We start from the raw sequence: 23,166 nt of genomic DNA, 5'->3' as shown, positions 1-23,166 counted from the left end.
GCGGGTGGATTTCGGGCAGGGTGCCCGAGGTTGGCCACCCCGCGCCGATCCACCCCACCCCGGTCGCGAGCCGGGGAGTTCCGAGTGTATGTGCGGTCGCGTGGCGTTACCCGCGGCCGGTAATGGAAGGCAGTGTGCGATGACCAACCCCACTCCGGCGCGCGCCGAAACAGAACAGCTGGCAGCGCTGGTGGCGACGGTCGCGGCGATGGATCCGGCGCGGATCGCGGTCGAGTTCGACGGTGCCGCGGTGTCCTATGCCGAGCTCGATGCCCAGCTCACGCTGATGGCCGAGCTCACCGGTGGGGCGCTGGACGCGGACTCGCTCGTACAGGTGGTGCTCGCCGAGTTGTTCCCCGGCGTGGTCGATGCGGCCGAGGGGACCTTCGGGGTGCTGCTGGATTCGCTCGCGGGTGATGCGATGGCGGCGCTGGGGATGGAGGAGGTGGCGGCAGCGACGCTGGTCGACCGGTTGGCCGCGCAGGTGGCGCGGACGCCGGATGCTGTCGCGGTGCAGTTCGGTGACGTGGTGCTGACCTACGCGGAGTTCGATGCCAGGGTGCGGGTGCTGGCGGCGCGGTTGGTCGAGTTGGGCGTCGGGCCCGAGGCATTGGTCGGGTTGGCCGTGCGGCGCGGTGTGGAGTTGATCGTCGCGGTGCACGCGATCGTGCGCGCGGGTGGCGCGTATGTGCCGCTGGATCCGGATCATCCGGTGGAGCGGTTGCGCTATGTGCTCGAGGTGGCGCGGCCGGTGGTGGTCGTGACGCGTGCGTGTGATGAGCCCGATCTCGGCGATGTGCCGGTGCTGCGTACCGATGACCTCGATTGGTCGGCGGCGTCCGGCGAGGTGGATTCGGGGGTGCGGGCGGGTAATACGGCCTACGTCATCTTCACCTCCGGTTCCACGGGCCGGCCGAAGGGTGTGGCGGTGACCCACGGGGCGATCGTGGCGAACCTGGATTGGCGGCAGCGTAGGTACGGCATGACCGATGCCGATGTGGTGGTGCAGAAGACGCCCTTCACCTTCGATGTGTCGGTGTGGGAACTGTTCTGGCCCTTGCAGATCGGGGCTCGGCTCGTTGTGGCCGAACCGGGACGCCACGGTGATCCCGGGTATCTGGCGGCGTTGATCGCGCGGCATCGGGTCACCGTGACGCACTTCGTGCCGTCGATGCTGGCCGCGTTCGTCGGTGAACTGGGTCCCGACGTGGATCTGTCGTCGCTGCGGATGGTGTTCGCTTCGGGTGAGGCGCTGCCCGGCGCCACCGCCGCGCGGCTGCGGGCGTTGTCGTCGACCGCGTTGCACAACCTGTACGGGCCCACCGAGGCGGCTGTCGATGTCACCGCGCACGAGGTGACCGCGGCGGACGAGGTGTCGGTGCCGATCGGTGGCCCGGCCGACGACACCGGGCTGTTGGTGCTCGACGAGAATCTCGATCAGGTGCCCGTGGGGGTTGTCGGCGAGCTGTACCTGTCGGGTGTCCAGTTGGCGCGCGGCTATGTGGCGCGGCCAGGGTTGACCGCTGACCGGTTCGTCGCCAATCCCTACGGCGTGGCCGGTGAGCGCATGTATCGCACCGGTGATCTGGTGCGGGAATCGCGCGGTGAGCTGGAATATTTGGGGCGCACCGACTTTCAGGTGAAGCTGCGCGGGCTGCGGATCGAGCTGGGGGAGATCGAGGCCGTGCTGGCCGCGCATCCTCGGGTGGGTAACGCGGCGGTGGTGCTGCATCGGCATGCCGCCGGCGAGGCGCTGGTCGGTTATGTGGTGAGCGTCGACGGTGCGGTGCTCGACGAAGCCGAGTTGGTCGAGCACGTCAAGGCGTCGATGCCGGAGTACATGGTGCCTTCGCTGCTGACGCAGCTGGACGCGATGCCGATCAATGCCAGTGGCAAGCTGGATCGGAAAGCATTGCCGGAGCCCGACTTCCGGGTCTCCACCGTCGAGTACCGGGAGCCGCGCACGGCGACCGAGCGTGCTGTCGCCGCGTTGTTCGCCGAGCTGCTCGAGGTGGATGCCGTCGGCCTGGACGACGACTTCTTCCGGCTCGGCGGCAACTCGCTGATCGCCACCCGTGCCATCGGCCGCCTGCAGGCGAATTTCGGTGTGCGGGTCGATGTTCGTGACTTCTTCGACAGCCCTACTGTCGCGGTGCTCGCGAAGCTCGTCGAGGGTGGGGTGGTCGATGATCGGCCCGCACTCGTCGCGGGGCCGCGCCCGGCAGTGGTGCCGTTGTCGCCGGCGCAGCAGCGGATGTGGTTCCTGAACCGGTTCGATCCGGCGACCGGGGCGTACAACATTCCGATCGCGGTGCGGTTGTCCGGCGCGCTGGATCATGCGGCGTTGCGGGTGGCGGTCAGTGACCTCATCGCGCGGCACGAGGTGCTGCGTACGATGTACCCCGAGGTCGACGGGGTGGGGACGCAGCGGGTGCTCACGCCTGCCGAAGCACTCGAATGGCTTGTTGCCGAATCGGACTCGGAGGCCATCGCCGGTGGTGCCGATGGCATCGGTCGGTCGGTCGGCGTCGATGGTTCTCTCGCGGCTGGGAGTGCGGGCGTCGGGATCGGTACGGCTGACGCGCGTCGGCAGGGCCACAGCGGGGTGAGCGACTCGAATCCGCCGAGGGCGTCGATGCTGCTCGAACCCATCCGCGTTGGTGCCCAGGAACTTCCGGACGCTGTGGCCGCCGTGATCCTGCGTGGGTTCGATGTCACTGCAGCTCCACCGGTGCGCGCGAGACTGTTCGAGGTCGACGGCGATCACGTGCTGGTGCTGGTGGTGCATCACATCGCCTCCGACGGTTGGTCGGCGGGGCCGCTGGTGCGCGACACGATGGCCGCCTACTACGCGCGCACCGAAGGGGTTGCGCCGCAGTGGACTCCGCTGCCGGTGCAGTACGCCGACTACACCCTGTGGCAGCGGGCGGTCCTCGGCGCGGAAGGCGACGTCACTTCGCAGGCCGGGCGTGAGATCGCGTTCTGGCGTGCGGCTTTGGCCGGGCTGCCGGATGAGTCGAGCCTGCCGACCGACCGACCGCGCCCGGCCACCGCGTCGATGCACGGCCGCAGGGTCGAGTTCGAGCTCGAACCGGATATCGTCGCGGCGCTGAATACTGTTGCCGCGGAACAGGGTGCGACGCTGTTCATGGTGTTGCACGCGGCGCTGTCGGTGCTGATCGCGCGGCTGTCGGGCAATACCGATGTGGCGATCGGCAGTCCGGTCGCCGGCCGTGGCGCCGCGGAACTCGACGATGTCATCGGCATGTTCGTCAACACCGCGGTCCTGCGTACCCAGGTGCGCGGCGCCGAGCCGTTCACCGACCTGCTCGGCCGCGTCCGCACCGCGGATCTGGCCGCCTTCGACCACACCACGCTGCCGTTCGAGCGGCTCGTCGAGGTGCTCGCGCCGCCGCGTTCGGCCGGTCGCCACCCGCTGTTCCAAGTGGCGCTGTCACTGCAGAACCTGCCGCCGACGAGCTTCGAACTGCCCGGTCTGCGCGCTGCCGCCGTCGACCTGCCCTATGACATCGAGAAGTTCGATCTCTCACTGACCCTGCGTGATTCCGCTGCCACGGGCTTGTCCGGCGAATTCTCCTACGCCACAGATCTGTTCGACGAGCAGACCGTCACGCGCATGGTGGCCCGTTTCACCGGGCTGCTCGCCGCGATCGCCGCCGCTCCGCAGACCCCGGTCGCGGATCTGCCGCTGCTGATCGACACCGAACTCGCCGAGCTGACCGCCCGCACCGGCGGCCCGTCGAACCCCGCCCCGCTCCTGCCGCAGGTGCTTTCCCGTGCCGCCGCCGACCTCACCGCGATCGCGATCCGCGACGGCGCCCGCACGCTGACCTACGGCGAGCTCGACGCCACGTCCACGCACTTGGCCGCGCGGCTCGCCGATCTCGGTATCGGCGCGGGTGACCTTGTCGCCGTGAGTATTCCGCGTTCGGCCGACTCGATCACCGCGATCTGGGCGGTCGTGAAGTCCGGCGCGGGATTCCTCCCGGTCGACCCGAACTACCCCGCCGACCGTATCGCCCACATGCTCTCCGATTCCGGTGCGGCAGCGGGTATTACGACGGAGGCTGTGTCGGCGGATCTGCCTACCTCGGTGAATTGGCTCCTGCTCGACCACACAGCACCCACGGTAGGTGATGCGGCGCAGGCGCGCCTCGGTGCCTCCGCACGTCCCGGTGACAGCGCCGTCGGTACCGGTGGTGGCAACAGCGCCGGCACCCCTCCACATGCCGACGTAGCGGATTCCCGTACGGGCGGCGCAGCACGTGGCCGCGCGGCGGGTGGGCGGGCGGTGGATCCGCTGGATCCCGCGTACGTCATCTACACCTCCGGCACCACCGGGCTGCCCAAGGGCGTGGTGATTCCGCACGGTGCGGTAGCGGCGTATCTGCCGGTGCAGGCGGGGCGGTACCTGGCGTCGGCGGATGCGCGGGTGCTGCATGTGGCATCGCCCTCGTTCGATATCTCGGTGGCCGAGCTGCTGCTGACCGTGACCGAGGGGGCGACGATGGTTGTCGCGCCCGCCGGGGTGTTCGGTGGGGCCGAGCTGGGCGAGTTGCTGCGGGTGGAGCGGGTGACCCATGTGGTCATCACGCCGTCGGCGTTGGCGACCGTGAACCCGCGGGGGCTAGACGAGTTGCGGGTGGTGGTGGTCGGTGGCGAGGCGTGCCCGCCGGAACTGGTGGCGCGGTGGACTGCCGCGATTCCGGGGCTGGTCTTCCGTAACGGTTACGGGCCGACGGAGACCACCATCGTCACCAATATCAGCGAACCGCTCGGTGCGACAACAGCTGTCACCCTCGGCGCACCGGTGGAGGGCACGACCGAACTGGTGCTCGACGAGCGGCTGCGGCCGGTGCCCGCCGGGGTCGTCGGCGAGCTGTACATCGCCGGTGCGCAGCTGGCGCGCGGCTACCACCGCAGGCCCGCGCTGACGGCGGGACGGTTCGTCACCAATCCCTACGGCGCACCCGGCGAACGGATGTACCGCACCGGCGACACCGTGCGCTGGGTCCGGCGTGACGGCTCGTTCGATCTGGAGTACCTGGGCCGCAACGACTTCCAGGTGAAGGTGCGCGGGTTCCGGATCGAACTCGGCGAGATCGACGCGGTCCTCGCCCGTCATCGGACGGTGGATTTTGCCGCCACCATCGGGCACCGCACCGATGCCGGTGCGACCCTGTTGGTCTCCTATGTGGTGCCCGTCTCGGGTGCCGTGATCGACACCGCGACACTCATCGCGCACACGGCCGCGCATCTGCCCTCGCACATGGTGCCCGCCGCGGTCGTCACCCTCGACGCCGTGCCGCTGACCCCCGTCGGCAAGCTCGACCGGACCGCACTGCCCGTGCCCGTCTTCGAAGCCGCCGCCTACCGGGCGCCCGAAACCGCTGCCGAGCAGGTGGTTGCCGCGGCCTTCGTCGAGGTCCTCGGCCTGGACCGGGTCGGCCGCGACGACGACTTCTTCGATCTGGGCGGAAACTCGCTGCTGGCCACCCGGTTGATGGCGCGCATCGGCACCGACCTCGATATCCGCATTCCCGTCCGCCAACTCTTCGACACCACCACGGTGCTGACGCTGGCGGCGGCCGCCGGCCGTCTGCGTGGCACGGGCGCCGGCCCCGCGCTGGTGGCCGGTCCGCGGCCCGATCCGGTCCCGCTCTCACCGGCCCAGCAGCGCATGTGGTTCCTCAACCGTTTCGACCCCGGTTCGGCCACCGACAACATCCCGATGGCCGTCCACCTCACCGGCGACCTCGACATCACCGCACTCCAGGCGGCGATCGTCGACGTACTCGGCCGCCACGAAGTCTTGCGCACCCGCTACCCGGAACTCGACGGCAACGCCGTCGCCGAGATCCTTCCGGCGACCGGCCTGCTTCCCGACGTGCACCCGCGCATCACGGAGACGGCCGACCTGTCCGACGCCGTTCGCACCTTCGCCGCCACCGGTTTCGATCTCACCGTCGACGTTCCGATCCGTGCGGCCTTGTTCCGCGTTGCCGCGAATACCGATGCGGCACATGATGGGTCGGCCGGACCCGGCATCGACCGTGCGAGCCACGGTCGGCCGGCGACAGCCCTCGGTGCCGTGGAACAAGTCGACGCGACGGACCCGACCGGGTCCGCTGCGGAATACGTGCTGGTCATCGTGTTGCATCACATCGCGGCTGACGGGTTCTCGTTCGGGCCGTTGATCCGGGACGTGCTCACCGCGTACGGGTCGCGGGCCGCTGGGGTGGCGCCGCAGTGGGCGCCGTTGGACGTGCAGTACGCCGACTACGCCGTCTGGCAGCACGCGGTGCTCGGCGATGCGGCCGATCCGGAATCGATGGCGGCGAAGCAGCTCTCGTATTGGCGCGACGCCCTGACCGGGGTGCCCGAGCAGTTGGAGCTGCCGACCGATCGGGTCCGGCCTGCGGTCGCTTCGCGGCGTGGTGCGACGCACGGGATCGAGATCGATGCCCAAACACACCACGCGCTGACGGAATTCGCTCGTGCGCACGGCATCACGGTGTTCATGGCGGCGCACGCGGTGTTCGCGGTGCTCCTGGCACGACTGTCGGCGACCACCGATATCGCGATCGGCACACCGGTGTCGGGCCGTGGTGAACGCGCACTCGACGATCTCGTCGGCATGTTCGTCAACACCCTCGTCCTGCGCACCGAGGTGAGGCCCGCGACCCCGTTCAGCACACTGATCGCCCAGGTCCGCGACACCGACCTCGCGGCATTCGGGCACGCCGACGTGCCGTTCGAGCGCCTGGTCGAGATCCTCGATCCGGTCCGCTCCACCGCCCGCAACCCCCTGTTCCAGGTGATGCTGTCCCTCAACGAGGACACCCCGGGCAACCTCGTCCTCCCCGGCCTCACGGTCGCGGGCTTCGACCTGCCCACCGGCGTCGCGAAGTTCGACCTCGAACTGACCCTCACCGAACATCACGACGGCAACGGCACTCCCACAGGCATGTCCGGTGCGTTCCTCTACGCTACCGACCTGTTCGATGCCGCCACCGTCGCCGATTTCGCCACCCGCCTCGAGCGCCTGCTCGCCGCGGTCCTGGCCGACCCGAACCGCCCCGTGGGCGACATCGAAATCCTCGACCACACCGAGCAGACCCAGTTGCTGACCACCTGGAACGACACCACCGCCGACCGCGACCACACCGCGACGCTCGCCTCCCTCTTCGCCGACCGGGTGGCCGCCGCACCGCAGGCGATCGCGGTGGTCGTCGACACGGATTCGTCGAGCGCGATTTCCCGGCTCGAACTCGCGGCAGCCGATGCGATCGCCGCGCACCGCGTCGGGTCCGCGGCGCACGAGGTGCCCGGCGGTGGCGCTGTCGATTCCTCGGCAGCGGTGGAGCTTTCGTACGAGGAGTTCGGTGGGCGAGTCGCACGGCTGGCCCGCCATCTGATCGGGCTCGGGACCGGTCCTGGCTCGCTGGTCGCGGTGGCGATGCGCCGTGGTGTGGAGCAGTTGGTCGCTGTCCACGCGGTGCTGGCGGCCGGTGCCGCGTATGTGCCGGTGGATCCGGATCACCCAGCCGAGCGGACCGCCTTCGTGCTGGCGCAGACGGCACCGGCCTGCGTACTGACCGTCACCGGAAGCGTTGCGGCGGTGGGGAAGCCGGTGCTGAAGATCGATGCGCTCGACCTGTCGGAACTGTCCGGCGACCCGATCACCGATGACGAGCGGACGGCACCGCTGCGTCCCGAGCATCTCGCGTACGTGCTGTTCACCTCGGGCTCGACCGGCCGGCCCAAGGGCGTGGCCGTGCCGCACAAGGCCGCGGTGAACCAGCTGCAGTGGCTGCAGCGGCAATACCGGCTCGGCGCCGACGACGTGGTGCTGCAGAAGACGCCGTTCACCTTCGACGCGTCCGTGTGGGAACTGCTGTGGCCCTTGCAGGTCGGTGCGCGGCTGGTGCTCGCCACCGCCGACGGGCATCGTGACCCGGCATACCTGGCGGCGGCCACCGTGCGTCATCGGGTGAGCGTTGTCCAGTACGTGCCGTCGGTGCTCGCCGCCGTGCTCGCTGAACCGGTGTCAGCGCAGGCGGATTCGCTGCGATTGGTTTTCGCGGGCGGTGAAGCGCTGACGACCGACCTGGCACGTCGCGTCCGTGCGAGCACCGGCGCGACGGTGGTGAACCTGTACGGCCCCACCGAGACCGCCATCCAGGTCACGACGCACCAGGTAGGCGACGAGCGGGGAGCATCGGTGCCGATCGGTGTACCCGTTGCCGATTCCCGCGTATACGTGCTGGATTCGCGCCTGCACCCGGTTCCGGCCGGTGTCCCGGGTGAGTTGTATGTGGCGGGCGCGCAGCTCGCCGACGGCTATCACGGCCGCGCCGACCTCACCGCCGAACGTTTCGTCGCCAACCCCTTCGCCACCGGCGAACGCCTGTACCGCACCGGCGACCTCGTCACCTGGCGGACCGGCGCCGACGGCCCCGCCCTGCAGTACCTCGGCCGCACCGACTTCCAGGTGAAGCTGCGCGGCCTGCGCATCGAACCGGCCGAAATCGAAGCCGCGATCGCCGCTGTTCCCGGTGTGCGTCGCGTCGCCGTCATGGTCCGCTCGGACGAAGGCCGACCCGATCAGCTCGTCGCCTACGTGGTCCGTGCTGCCGGTGCGTCCCCGGTCGCGGGAACGGGCAGTGCTGTATCCGCCGACCTGGATGCCGCGATCGCCGCGGCGCTGCCCTCCTACATGGTCCCGGGCGCCTATGTATTCCTCGACGAGTTGCCCGTCAACGCCTCCGGCAAGCTCGATCGCCGGGCACTGCCCGCGCCGCGATCGCGGCAGCTCGACTACCGGGAGCCCGCCACCGTCACCGAGCGGATCGTCGCCGCGACCTTTGCCGGGGTGCTCGATCTCGACCGGGTCGGCGCGGGTGACGACTTCTTCGCGCTCGGCGGCAACTCCCTGCTGGCCACCCAGGTGGCGGCGCGACTCGGTGCCGCGCTCGATGCTCGGGTGCCGGTGCGGGAACTGTTCGAGGCGAGCACCGTCGACGGACTCGCGCGGCGGCTGGATGCGCTGCGTGGCACCGGTAGCAGGCGCGGGCCGGTGGCGGGTCGACGCCCGCGACGGATTCCGCTCTCGCCTGCGCAGCAGCGGATGTGGTTCCTGCACCGCTTCGACCCGGACTCCGCCGCGTACCACATTCCGGTCGCGATCCGGCTCAGCGGCGAGCTCGACGCGCGAGCGCTGCGTGGTGCGCTGGGTGACCTGATCGCCCGGCACGAGACATTGCGCACCACCTATCCCGAATTCGACGGGCAGGCAACGCAACTCGTCGGCCCGGCGTTCGTGCCCGGCCTCGCCGTCACCGATGTCGATGATGTGGCGGCGGCGGTGGTCGCGGTGCTGGCCGGCGGTTTCGACATCACGACCGAGGTGCCGGTGCGCGCCGCGCTGCTTCGGGTCGCGGCGACCGAACATGTGCTGGTGCTCGTCGTGCATCACATCGCGGCCGACGGCTGGTCGATGGGCCCGCTGACCCGGGATCTGGTGGCGGCCTATGCCGCTCGCGCGGCGGGGGCGCAGCCGCGGCTGCCCGCGTTGGCCGTGCATTACGCCGACTATGCGCTGTGGCAGACCGAGGGGCTCGGCCGTGCCGACGACCCGGACGCGCCACTGGCCCGCCAGCTCGGCTACTGGACGGATCGACTCGCTGGCTTGCCCGACGTCTTGACGTTGCCCGCCGACCGGCGCAGGCCGCTGATCGCCACCAACCGGGGCGCCACCTTCACCTCCACCCTCGGCGCCGATCTGCATCGCGGGATCGAGGAGCTGGCTCGCGCGCACCGCGCCACCCCGTTCATGGTCCTGCACGCGGGGCTCTCGGTGTTGCTTGCGCGGCTCTCGGCCGGTGCCGACATCGTCGTCGGTACACCTGTGGCCGGGCGCGGTCATCGCGAGCTCGACGACATCGTCGGCATGTTCGTCAACACCCTCGTGTTGCGGGCGCGGGTCCACCCCGATGTTCGCTTCGCCGATCTGCTCGACGAGGTTCGCGCGGGTGATCTCGATGCCTTCGACAATGCCGACGTGCCGTTCGAGAGCCTGGTCGACGCGCTGAATCCGGCGCGCTCCCAAGGATATTCACCGCTGTACCAGATCTCCCTGGCATTGCAGAACCAGCGCAGGACCGCGTTCGAACTGCCCGGCCTCACGCTGTCGGGGCTGCCCCTGCCCGACGCGCCGATCGAAGTGGATCTGGACTTCACCTTCGTCGACCGTTTCGCGCCCGACGGCGCGCCCGCCGGTCTCGACCTCGAACTGCGCTACGCCACCGACCTTTTCGATGCCGACACCGTGGCGGCGATGGTCGCAATGCTCGAGCGGGTGTTGCGGGACGCGGTCACCGCCCCCGAGACCGCGGTCGGCGACCTGCGGTTGCTCGCCGCTGCCGACGAGGCCACGCTGCTGGCGGGCCCGCACGGTGCGGTGGTTCCACTCGACAGCGCACTGGCCGAACTGGGCGTGCGCGCCCCACTCGCCGCTCACCTGCTCGACGCCGCGGCCGCACGCGATCCGCGGGCAGCGGCGGCGATCTTCGAAGGTGCCGAGATCACCTACGGTGCGCTCGCGGCCAGGGCCAACCGGCTCGCGCGCAGATTGATCGACTGCGGCGTCGGGCCGGAAACGCCGGTGGCCGTCGCGGTTCCGCGCAGCATCGAACTGCTGGTGGTGCTGCACGGCGTGCTCGCGGCCGGTGGTGTGTACGTGCCGATCGACGCGGCCCAGCCGGCCGAACGCATCGGGCAGGTGCTGGCGACTGCCACGCCACGCCTCGTCGTGGTCGCGTCGGCCGGTGATCTCGATCATGTGGACAGCGGTATCCGATCCGCTACGGCCTCAGTGCATTTCGCCGCCGCGTCGCGTTCCGGATTCCCGGTGCTCACCGTCGCACAGCTCGAGGACCCGACGCAGGAGACCGTCGCGGGTGGCCCGCTCACCGATGCCGAACGTCTCGCGCCGCTGCACCCGGAGCACCCGGCTTATGTGCTGTTCACCTCCGGCTCCACCGGCACGCCGAAGGGTGTGCTGATCTCGCATCGCGCCGTTGTCAACGAAATCGCTTGGCTGCGTGGCGAATACGCGATGACCGCAGCGGATCGCTTTCTGCAGCGCGCGCCGCTCACCTTCGACGTCTCGCTCTGGGAACTCCTGGCTCCCGCGCTGCTCGGTGCCCCGCTGGTGCTGTTGCGTCCCGGCGGCCATCTCGACCTGGCCTATCAGGCGCGAACGGTACGTGAGCAGGGCGTCACCATCATGGAGATCGTGCCGTCGGTGCTGGCCGCGATGCTCGCCGAAGGGCTCGGCGAGGCGCTGAGCGGGCTGCGGATGCTGCACGTGGGCGGCGAGGAACTGCCCGCCCCGCTGGCGGCCGCTGTGCTCGCCGCGATTCCCGGCGAGCTGCACAACACCTACGGCCCGACCGAAGTGGCTATCACCAGTACTTTTCAGCAGATCACGGCACCGGTCGAGCAGACCGAGCTGCCCATCGGCAGGCCGACCTGGAACGTGCGCGCGTATGTGCTCGACGAGCGTTTGCACCCGGTGCCCAGTGGCGTCGCGGGAGAGCTGTACCTCGCGGGTGCGCAGCTGGCCCGGGGCTACCTCGGCAGGCCCGATCTGACGGCCGACCGCTTCGTCGCCGATCCGTACGGTGCCGACGGCGGGCGAATGTACCGCACCGGCGACCTCGTTCGGCGCGATCGCGCGGGAGCGCTGATCTACCTGGGCCGCAACGACTTCCAGGTTAAGATCCGCGGGCTGCGAATCGAGCTGGGCGAGATCGAGGCCGCGCTCGGCGACGCACGCGGCGTCACCCACGCGACCGTACTTCCTGCCACCGACGACGCCGGACGTCAGTGCCTGGTCGGCTACGTCGCCGGCGCTGTCGACACCGTGGCTGTGCGTGCGCATGTCGCGGGCCGGGTGCCCGCGTACATGGTCCCCACGCACCTGGTCGTGCTCGATACCGTGCCGCTCAACTCGGCGGGCAAACTCGACCGGACCGCGCTGCCTGCCGCCGACCTGTCCACCACCACCGAGTACGTGGCGCCGCGACCGGGTGCGCAGACCGCGCTCGCCGGTGTGATCGGCGAGCTACTCGGGGTGGGGCGCATCGGCGCCAACGACGACTTCTTCGCGGTCGGTGGCAATTCGCTGCTCGCGATGCGTCTGGTCGCCCGCGTCAACGCGGCCCTCGGCAGTGCGCTGGACGTGCGCGATGTGTTCGACGCCCCGACCGTCGCCGGACTTGCCGAGCGCGCGGGCACCGGCCGCGAACAGTTGCCGCCGCTGACCGCCGTGCGCCCGCGCCCGGAACGAATCCCGTTGTCACTGGCCCAGACTCGGCTGTGGTTGCTGAATCGCATCGATCCCGAATCCGCCGTCTACACGCTGCCGATCGCGTTGCGCCTGACCGGCGACCTCGACACCGACGCCCTGTGGGCGGCGCTCGCCGATGTGCTCGACCGACACGAATCGCTACGCACCATCTTCCCGGAAGACGCCGACGGCCCGACCCAGATCGTGCTCCCGGCCGACCAGATGACGCCCGAACCCATCGTCGCTACTGTCGCCGAGACCGATCTGGCAGAGGCCGTGCGCGCCGTCGTCGGCGCGGGTTTCGACCTCACGGCCCAGCCGCCGCTGCGCGCCGCGCTGCTCCGTCGAGAGCCGAAGGACCGGTCGGAATCCGGGTCCGACCTGCGCGATGAGCTCGCAATGGGGAGCCGGGTGACCGGTGGGGCCGAAGTCATCGCTACGGCTATCGCCGCACCCGGGCGTGGTGCCATGGCGGGCGAGGTCGAGCATGTTCTGGTGCTCGCGGTGCATCACATCGCCGCCGATGGTGTGTCGACCACGCCGCTGGCGCGCGACCTGATCGGCGCCTACGCCGCGCGCGCGGCGGGACTCGCTCCGGTGTGGGAGCCGTTGCCGGTGCAGTATCCGGACTTCACCCTGTGGCAGCACGCCGTGCTCGGCGATGCGGCCGATCCGGAGTCGCCGCTGGCGCGGCAGCTGGCGCACTGGCGTGACGAATTGGCCGGGGCCGCACCGGTTCTCGACCTGGCGACGGACCGGCCTCGGTCCGCCGTGCGCACGGGTGTGGGTGGGGCCGTCGGGTTCGATGTGCCCGCCGAGGTGGTGGCGGGGATCGAGGCGCTGGCTCGTCGCCATGGGGTGTCCACCTTCATGGTGGTGCACGCGGCGTTCGCGGTGTTGCTGTCCCGTCACGGTGCTGGTGCGGATGTTCTGGTCGGCACTCCGGTTGCCGGGCGGGCCGACGCGGCGCTCGACGATCTGGTCGGCATGTTCGTCAACACTCTCGTGTTGCGGACCGCGGTCGACGGCGGCGCCGGATTCGGTGAGCTGCTCGCCGAGGTACGGGCCGCCGATCTGCGGGCTTTCGCGCATGCGGATCTGCCCTTCGAGCGGCTCGTCGACGAGCTGAATCCGGTTCGCTCCACGTCGTATTCGCCGATCGTGCAGGTGATGCTGGCATTCGAGCATCGCGACGACACCATCATCGAGCTGCCGGGGCTGCGGATCGACGAGTTCGCTCTGCCCGCGGCGACAACCCAATTCGACCTGTCGCTGGCGATCGACGAGATCGTCGATGCCGCAGGGGAACCCGGGATGCGCGGCTGGCTGCGCTACGCCACCGATCTGTTCGACGCCGACACCGTGGCTGCGTTCGGTGCGCGGTTCGTGCGGGTGCTGAGCGCTGTTGTCGCCGATGACGCCATCGCGGTCGGCGAGATCGATCTCATGGATGCCGCGCAGACCGCCCAGCTCGTGGCGTGGAATGACACCGCCGCCCCGCTCGACACCGACGCGACCCTGGTCTCGCTGTTCGCCGCGCAGGCCGCGCGCACCCCCGACGCGAGTGCCCTCGAGTTCGAGGGAGAGCGGGTTACTTACGGCGAGTTCGCGGTTCGTGTCGCCCGCCTGGCGCGATGGCTGATCGCCGAGCAGGTCGGTCCCGGCGCCGTCGTCGGTATCGGGCTGCGGCGCGGCATCGAGCTGCTGGTTGCCGTCTACGCGGTCCAGGCGGCAGGCGCCGCCTATCTACCGCTGGACCCCGACCACCCGGCGGACCGAATCGCCGACATCCTGGCGACCGCGGCCCCGGTCTACGTGCTGGCCGCCGCCGACTTCCCCGATACCGAGCCCGGCACGCGCATTGTCGAACCCGGCACGCTCGACCTGTCCGGGTTCGCTCCTGACCCGGTGACCGATGCCGACCGGATCCGGCCGTTGCGTGGCGCGGACTTGGCGTATGTGCTGTTCACCTCCGGCTCTACCGGTAAGCCCAAGGGGGTCGCGGTTACCCACACCGCGATCGTCAACCGGTTGGTCTGGATGCAGGACGCCTACCGGCTCGGTAACGCTGACACCGTGCTGCAGAAGACGCCGATCACCTTCGACGTGTCGGTGTGGGAGCTGTTCTGGCCCTTGCAGATCGGCGCGACCCTGGTGATCGCGCGCCCCGACGGGCACCGTGACCCGGCCTACCTGGCCGAGGTCATCACCCGCACGGGTGTCGGCGTGGCGCACTTCGTGCCGTCGATGCTGGCGGCCTTTCTCGCCGAACCGGCTGCCGCCGGCTGTGTTTCGCTGCGGCAGGTGTTCGCTTCCGGTGAGGCGCTGCCCGCGGCCGATGCTCAGCGCCTGCGCGCGCTCATTCCCGGTGTCGCCGTGCACAACCTGTACGGGCCGACCGAGGCCGCGGTCGACGTGAGCTTCCACGAGGTCACCGACGCCGACACGGTCACGGTGCCGATCGGCGCCCCGGTCGCCAACACCGCCCTGCACGTGCTCGACGCCCGGCTGCGTCCCGTTCCCGTCGGCACACCGGGTGAGCTGTATCTGGCCGGTGTCCAACTGGCGCGCGGTTACCTCGCCCGGCCCGACCTGTCCGCCGACCGCTTCGTCGCCAACCCGCTCGGTGCCCCGGGTGAGCGCATGTACCGCACCGGCGACCTCGTGGTCCGCACCCGCTCGGGCGAACTGGAATACCTGGGCCGTACCGACTTCCAGGTGAAGCTGCGCGGCCTGCGCATCGAACTGGGCGAAATCGAAGCGGTCCTCAGCGGTCTCGACACCATCGACCGAGCGGTGGTCACCGTCCGCGACGACGGCGTCGGCGCCTATCTCGCCGCCTACCTCGTCCCCGCGGTCGGCGCTGCGCTCGACCTCGATGTCGTGAAAGCTGCGCTACAGCAGGCGCTTCCGGCCTACATGGTGCCGAGCGCGTTCGTAGTTCTCGGTGAGTTCCCGGTCAATGCCTCCGGCAAGCTCGATCGGCGGGCACTCCCCGCGCCGGAGCTGGTCGCCCGTGAATTCCGTACCCCGGCGACGCCGTCGGAGCAGTTGGTGGCGGGGATCGTCGCCGAGGTGCTCGGTGCCGAACTGGTGGGTGCCGATGACGACTTCTTCGATCTGGGTGGGAACTCGCTGATCGCGACCAGGGTCGCCGCGCGGCTCGGGGCGGCGTTGAACCGGCAGGTGCCGGTGGCGCGGATCTTCGAGACACCGGTGGTGTCCGCGTTGGCCGCCGGGCTCGATGCCGAGGGTGGTGTGGCGCGCGTGGCGCTGGTGGCGGGGGAGCGGCCTGCTTCGATTCCGCTGTCGCCCGCGCAGCAGCGGATGTGGTTCCTCAATCGGTTCGATCCGGATTCGGCCGGGTACAACGTGCCGATCGCGGTGCGGCTCAGCGGCGTGCTCGATCTCGACGCGCTCACCGCCGCGGTGGACGACCTCGTCGGTCGGCACGAAGTGCTGCGTACCTACTACCCCGAGACCGCCGACGGTCCGGTACAGCGGATCCTGCCCGTCGCCGAAGCCGGTGTGGCACTGCGGATCCAGGACATCGCCGCCGAGGAGATCGTCGATGTGGTGACGGCGCTGGCCGCCACGACCTTCGATGCCACGGCGGGTGTGCCGTGGCAGGTGGTGCTGTATCGGATCAGCGCCGACGACGCTGTGCTGGCCATGGTCGTACACCACATCAGCGCCGACGGGTCGTCGATGCCGCCACTGGTGCGTGACCTGATGACGGCCTACCTCGCCCGCCGCGACGGTGCCGCACCACCGTGGGCGCCACTGCCGATCCAGTACGCCGACTACGCGCTGTGGCAGCGGGCGGTGCTCGGTGACGAAGCCGATCCCGATTCGGTGGCCGCCCGCCAGCTCGACTTCTGGCGCGGCGAACTCGCCGACCTGCCCGATGAACTCGCGTTGCCGCTGGACCGGCCGCGTCCGGCGGTGCGGACCCTCGCCGGTGGCACCGTGCCGGTGCGCCTGGACGCCGGCACGCACGCCCGACTCAGCGCGCTGGCCAGGGAGTCCGGTGCCACACTGTTCATGGTCGTGCACACCGCGTTCGCGGCGTTGCTCGGTCGCCTCTCCGGCAGTGCTGACATCACCGTCGGTACGCCGGTCGCCGGGCGCGGTGAGGCCGCACTCGAAGACCTGATCGGCATGTTCGTCAACACGCTGGTGTTCCGGACCCGCCTGCGTGCGGGGGAGTCGTTCCAGCAGTTGCTGATTCGTCAGCGCACCACTGATCTGGCCGTGTACGCCAATGCCGAGGTGCCGTTCGAACGCCTCGTCGAGGTGCTCGATCCGACGCGCTCCACCGCACGGCATCCGCTGTTCCAGGTCGGCTTCTCGTTCCAGAACTTCGAGCGTGCCGAACTGGCGCTGCCCGGGATCACCGTGTCGGGACTGGACACCGAGAACACGCTGTCGCAGTTCGATCTGCACCTCATCGTCAGCGACGAGTACGCCGACGGTACGGCCGCGGGCGTCACCGGCGTACTCACCTACGCCCACGACGTGTTCGACACCGAGACCGCGCTGTCGATCGCCCGACGGCTGGAACGGCTGCTCACCGCGGTAGCCGCGTCGCCGCACACACCGCTGGACGCCGTGGATGTACTCGAACCCGCGGAGCGGACCCGCATCCTCACCGAGTGGAATGCCACCTCCCACGAAACCGGCAGCGGAACAACACTGCTCACTCCGTTCCGTGCGCGGGTCCGGGCGAATCCCGATGCGACAGCGGTCGTGTTCGAGCACGCCGCACCGACCTACGCGGAACTCGACATCCGGGTCAATCGCCTGGCCAGGCACCTGATCGCCGAAGGCGTCGGGCCCGACGTGCTGGTGGCGCTGGCCATCCGGCGCTCGATCGACTTGGTCGTCGCCATGTACGCCGTACTCACCGCGGGTGGTGCCTACGTGCCGATCGACCCGGACCACCCAGCCGACCGCATCGCCCAGGTCCTCGACACCGCGCGCCCGCACCTGGTCCTCACCACCGCAAGGGACCGCTACGACGGGTCGGCGCCGACCGGCACCTCGCTCGCCGGATCGGCATCGACGGCCGGCGCCGAATCCGATGCGTCGTTTGCCGCCGCAACCGCTGGGACATCGTTGCGCGCGACCGGGAGTAATGGGGGATCGTCGGCTCCGGGTGCCGCCGACAACGCCACGACGGATGCTTCGCCGAGCAGAATCATCGTGCTCGACAGCGTGGACCTCGCTCGCTACCCGGGTCATCCGGTCCTGGAGACCGAACTCCGCACCCCCCTGCGGGATTCGAACCTCGCCTACGTCCTGTTCACGTCCGGCTCGACCGGCAAGCCCAAGGGTGTGGCGGTGAGCCGTGCCGCGGTGCGCAACCAGATCGCGTGGCTGATCGAGCACTACGAACTCGACGGCGACGACGTGTACCTGCAGAAGTCGGGGGCCGGATTCGACCTGTCGGTATGGGGGTACTTCGCTCCGCTCGCGGCGGGGTCGACACTGGTGCTCGCCACACCTGATGGGCACCGTGACCCGCTGTATCTCGCCGAACTTGTTGCCGCGCACCGGATCACCGTCGTCGACTTCGTGCCGTCGATGCTGGCGATCTTCGCCGCGCACGCCGACGCTCAGCAGTTGACGAGTCTGCGGCTGGTCCTCGCGATCGGTGAGGCGCTCACTCCGGAGACGGTCGGCGCGCTGCGTGCGAAATCGTCGGCGGCGGTGCACAACCTGTACGGGCCGACCGAGGCCGCCGTGTCGGTGACGGCGTGGCCCGCCGAAGGTGCGACGGGCCAGACGGTGCCGATCGGTGTGCCCGCGTGGAATTCGCGCGTGTATGTGCTCGACGAGCGGCTGCGCCCGGTCGCACCGGGCGTCGCCGGTGAGTTGTACCTGGCGGGTGAACAGCTCGCGCGCGGGTACCTCGGCCGCGCCGACCTCACGGCGGACAGGTTCGTCGCGGATCCGTTCGCCGGTGCGGACTCGGGTCTCGATCTGGCACGGGCCGGCGCGGACTCGTGCCTGGGCGGCGCGCGTTCCGTCGGTGCCGGCGGCGACAACGGTCGCCGGGGTGGGCGCATGTATCGCACCGGGGACCTGGTGAAGTGGACTCGCGACGGCGTGCTGGTCTATCTGGCGCGCATCGACTTCCAGGTGAAGTTCCGTGGCCAGCGCATCGAGCTCGGTGAGATCGAAACCACGTTGCAGGGGGTGGATGGCGTCAGTCAGGCGGCGGTAGTCGTCTCGGCGAGCGCGACCGGCGATCGGCTCGTCGGCTACGCGGTGCCCACACCGGGCGCCGAGCTGGATCCGGCGGCGCTGCGGTCGGCTGTGGGCGCGGTGTTGCCGTCGTACATGGTGCCGTCGGCGATCGTGGTGCTCGACGCGTTCCCGCTCAACACCTCGGGCAAGCTCGACCGAAAAGCCCTGCCCACACCGGAATTCGTGGCGCGACCGTTCCGGGCGCCGATCAGTGCGGCGCAGCGGGCGGTGGCCGAGGTGTTCGGCGACGTGCTCGGGCGCGAGCGGGTCGGCCTCGACGACGACTTCTTCGAACTCGGCGGCAACTCGCTCATCGCCACCCGGGTCGCCGCCCGCCTCGGCGCGGCATTGTCGACCCGGGTGCCGGTACGGACCTTGTTCGAAGCGACCACCGTGGCCGACCTGGCGGCCGTGCTCGCGGTGCGGGCGGGCAGTGGTGCGGGGATCGCGCTGACAGCAGGCGAACGACCGGCACGGATTCCGCTGTCGGCGGCCCAGCAGCGCATGTGGCTGCTCAACCGCCTCGATCCCGCGTCCGCCGCCTACAACATCCCGATCGCGGTGCGGCTCACCGGCGATATCGATGCGGCAGCGCTGGCCGCCGCGGTCACCGATGTGCTCGACCGGCACGAGGTGCTGCGCACGGCCTATCCGGCGATCGACGGGATCGGGCACCAGGCGGTGTGGGAATTCGTGCCTACGCCGGTGGTGGAGACTGTCGATCCGATCGCGGTACCGGCGATCGTCGCGGCCGAGATCGGGCGCGGATTCGACGTCACCGTCGCACCGCCCGTGCGGGTACGCGTATTGCGCTGTGCGGCTGACGAAGTCGTGTTGGTGGTGGTGATCCATCACATCGGTGCCGACGGGTTCTCCGCCGGGCCGCTGCTGCGCGACACCACCGCCGCCTATCTCGCCCGCCGCCAGGGGGGCGAACCCGGTTGGGCGCCACTGGAAGTCCAGTACGCCGACTACACGCTGTGGCAGCGGGCGGTGCTCGGCAGCGAGGACGACGCCGAGGCGGTCGCCGCACGGCAACTGCGATTCTGGCGTAGCGAACTGGCCGGGCTGCCCGGGCTGCTCGAACTGCCCGCCGACCGGCCACGTCCGGCCGTCGCCTCGCATCGCGGTGCGAGTATCGAAAGGGTTGTGCCGCAGTCGGTATGGCAACGGGCCGGTCAGCTGGCACGGCGCGCCGACGTCAGCGAGTTCATGGTCGCCCACGCCGCGCTGGCGGCATTGCTCGCACGGCTCAGTGGCACCGGCGACATCGCGATCGGCACCCCGGTGGCCGGTCGCGGTGAGCGGGCCCTCGACGATCTCGTCGGCATGTTCGTCAACACGCTGGTGCTGCGCACCGGCGTCGACCCCGCCGCCTCGTTCACCGCGCTGCTGCGGGAGACCAGGCGAGTGGACCTGGACGCTTTCGAGAACGCGGAGGTGCCCTTCGAGCGGCTCGTCGACGTGCTCGACCCGACCCGTTCGACCGCGCACAGCCCGCTGTTCCAGGTGATGCTGGCCTTCCAGAACCTGGCCACGAGCCCGGTCCAGGTGGTGCTGCCCGATCTCACGGTGACCGGACTCGACGCCGACGCGGCCGTCGCCAAGTTCGATTTGGACCTGGTTCTCGCCGGCACCGCCGACGGTGGTTGCGCGGTGAGCCTGACCTACGCCACCGACCTGTTCGACGCCGCGACGGCGGCCCGCATCGCCGACGGCTACGTTCGCATGCTCGACGCGGTCACTGCCGATCCGGCGAACGCGGTCGGCGATGTCGACCTGCTGACCGACGCCGACCGTCGACTGCTCGGCAGTTGGGGTGACACTGCCTCTCCGCTCGGCGGAGCGGGTATCTCCGAGGCGTTCGACCGCCAGGTCGCGGCGACACCGGACGCCGTCGCGCTCATCGACGGTCACACCGTCCTCACCTACGCCGAGTTCGCGGCACGGGTGAACCGGCTCGCCCGGCAGCTGATCGAACACGGTGTCGGGCCGGATCATGCGGTGGCGGTGGGAGTCCGGCGCTCGGCCGACCTGCTGGTCGGCGTGTACGCGGTGCTGGCGGCGGGTGGCACCTACGTGCCGATCGATCCCGATCATCCGGCCGAGCGGATCACCCGCATCCTGCGGATCGCGCAACCGGTCTGCGTGCTCACCACCAGCCGCGACGCCCCCGATCTCGTGCTGCGCGGCCATGATGTGATCACGCTCGACACGGTCGATCTCGAGCGCTTCCCGGTCGGGCCGATCGCCGACGCCGAGCGGGTGTCGCCGTTGTCGCCGGAGCACACCGCGTATGTGATCTTCACGTCCGGTTCGACCGGCCTACCCAAGGGCGTCGGTGTTGCGCATCGCGCGATCGTCAACCAACTCGACTGGCTGGCACAGTGTTTCGAGTTCGCCCCCGGTGACACCGTGCTGCACAAGACACCGACGACCTTCGACGCCTCGATCTGGGAATTGCTGCTGCCGCAACGGGTGGGCGCCCGCACGGTCATCGCCAGGCCCGGTGGACACGGGGACCCCGCCTACCTCGCCGCGCTGATCGCCGAACATCACATCGACACAGTGCAATTCGCACCCACGCTGCTCGCGGCCTACGTGGCGCACCTGCGGGAGTCGGCCGCTGATGGCAACGGCGTCGCGGGCGGGTCGCCGCGGCGGGTGTTCGCGGGCGGCGAAGCCTTGCCCGCCGCGCTGGCACAGCAGGTGCGCGTGCTGACCGGTGCGCAGGTGGTGAACCTGTACGGGCCGACCGAGACCGCGGTGCAGGTGAGCTCGCACGTGGTGACAGCGGACGACGTCGTGACAGTGCCGATCGGTGCGCCGGTGTCGAATACGGGGCTCTATGTGCTCGATGCCCGGTTGCGGCCGGTGATCCCCGGGGCGACCGGCGAACTGTACGTCGGTGGTGCGCAACTCGCACACGGGTACGTGGGCTCGGCCGCGCTGACCGCGCAGCGGTTCGTGCCGGATCCGTTCGGTGCGTCCGGTGCGCGGATGTATCGCACCGGCGACCTCGTTCGGATGCGTGGAAGTGGCACTCCCGCACTGGAATACGTCGGTCGTGGCGATTTGCAGGCGAAGCTCAACGGTCAGCGCATCGAACTGGGCGAAGTCGAAGCCGCGCTGCAGCGCAGGCCGGGGGTCGCGCAGGCTGCGGCCGCCGTGATGTCCGGGGTGGGCGCGGATCGGCTGGTCGCCTACGTCGTCGCCGCGCGTGACCAGGAGTTCGATCCCGGTGCGGCCGGCGCCGACAGCGTTGCTGACGCAACTGCGCAGCAGGGTGGTTCGCGCTTCGATGCCGCCGCCCTGCGGGTGGCCTTGGCGGCGGACCTGCCCGGTTATCTGGTGCCCGCGGTGGTGCTCGAGCTGGATGCGTTGCCGGTCAACACCTCCGGCAAACTCGACCGAGGCGCACTCCCGAGACCGGAACTGCGCCAAGCTACCTACCGGGCGCCGATCACCGAGACCGAGCAGCTCGTGGCGGGTGCGTTCGCTCGGGTGCTCGGCCTCGAGCGAATCGGCATGGACGACAACTTCTTCGACCTCGGCGGGAACTCGCTCACCGCGGTCCAGCTGTCCTCGCGACTGAGCGAGGCGCTGGGCGGCACGGTGCCGGTGGCGTGGTTCTTCACCGACCCCACGCCGGCTGTCGTCGTGGAACGCATTCGGGCCGAGGACAACACGGCTGACGACGCGTTCGCGGTCCTGCTACCGCTGCGCGCGAGCGGCACCGGCGCACCGCTGTTCTGCATCCACCCGGTGGGCGGGGTGTCCTGGTCGTTCGCCGGGCTGACCCGCCACCTCGACCCGCAGCGCCCGATCTACGGGTTGCAGTCGCCGGCCCTCACCGCCCATGAACCGCTGCCCGCCACCATCGACGCCTGGGCACGGCGCTACCTCGCGGCCATCCGCGAAGTACAACCGGAAGGGCCGTATCACCTGCTCGGCTGGTCGCTGGGTGGGCTGCTGGCCCACGCCGTCGCCACCGCCCTGCAGGCCGACGGCGCGCAGGTCGCGCGGCTGGCCATGATGGACAGCTGGCTCGGCGACGGACCCGGACACACCCCGATGCCCACCGTCGGCGACCTGCTCGGCGGCCTCGCCGGTGACGATCTCGCGTTCGACGCCGACGGTCTCGCCGCCGCGGCCGCGGGCATCGGCGGACCACTGGCCGCACTCGACCGTGCCCGCATCGCCCGCATCATCGAAGCCGCCACGGCCTCGATGCGGATGGTCGACGACTACCGGCCGCGCACCTTCGACGGCGACCTCGTCTACTTCGCGGCCACCGTCGACGACCCGACGGGATCGCGCGGAGCGGCGAGCTGGGCAGGCGCGATCGGCGGCACCGTGCACCGGCACGGCATCGACGCCACGCACTGGGCGATGGCGGGCGAGGCGGCGCTGGCCCGGATCGCGGACGTCCTCGACGGGACCGAATCCGACGCACCCGGGTTGGCGAGCGAGGGCCCGACGACGAGGGCCGATGCGCGGGCGGGGGCGGTGGGAGCATAGAATCGCGGAGCTGGCCG

General features: G+C 70.2%; 1 protein-coding gene. It reads left to right on the top strand.

Annotated elements, in window-relative coordinates:
* Nucleotides 1-139 precede the first annotated feature (139 nt).
* A complete protein-coding gene (locus ACWZHB_RS18740) occupies nucleotides 140-23,149 on the top strand; it encodes a non-ribosomal peptide synthase/polyketide synthase (RefSeq protein WP_427903159.1) in 23,010 nt (7,669 codons plus the stop codon).
* The last annotated feature ends 17 nt before the right edge of the window (nucleotides 23,150-23,166 follow it).

This window comes from Nocardia sp. FBN12 (assembly GCF_054031145.1).
Note: the sequence above shows the minus strand (reverse complement) of the source record. Positions and strands in the feature narration are given on the sequence as shown.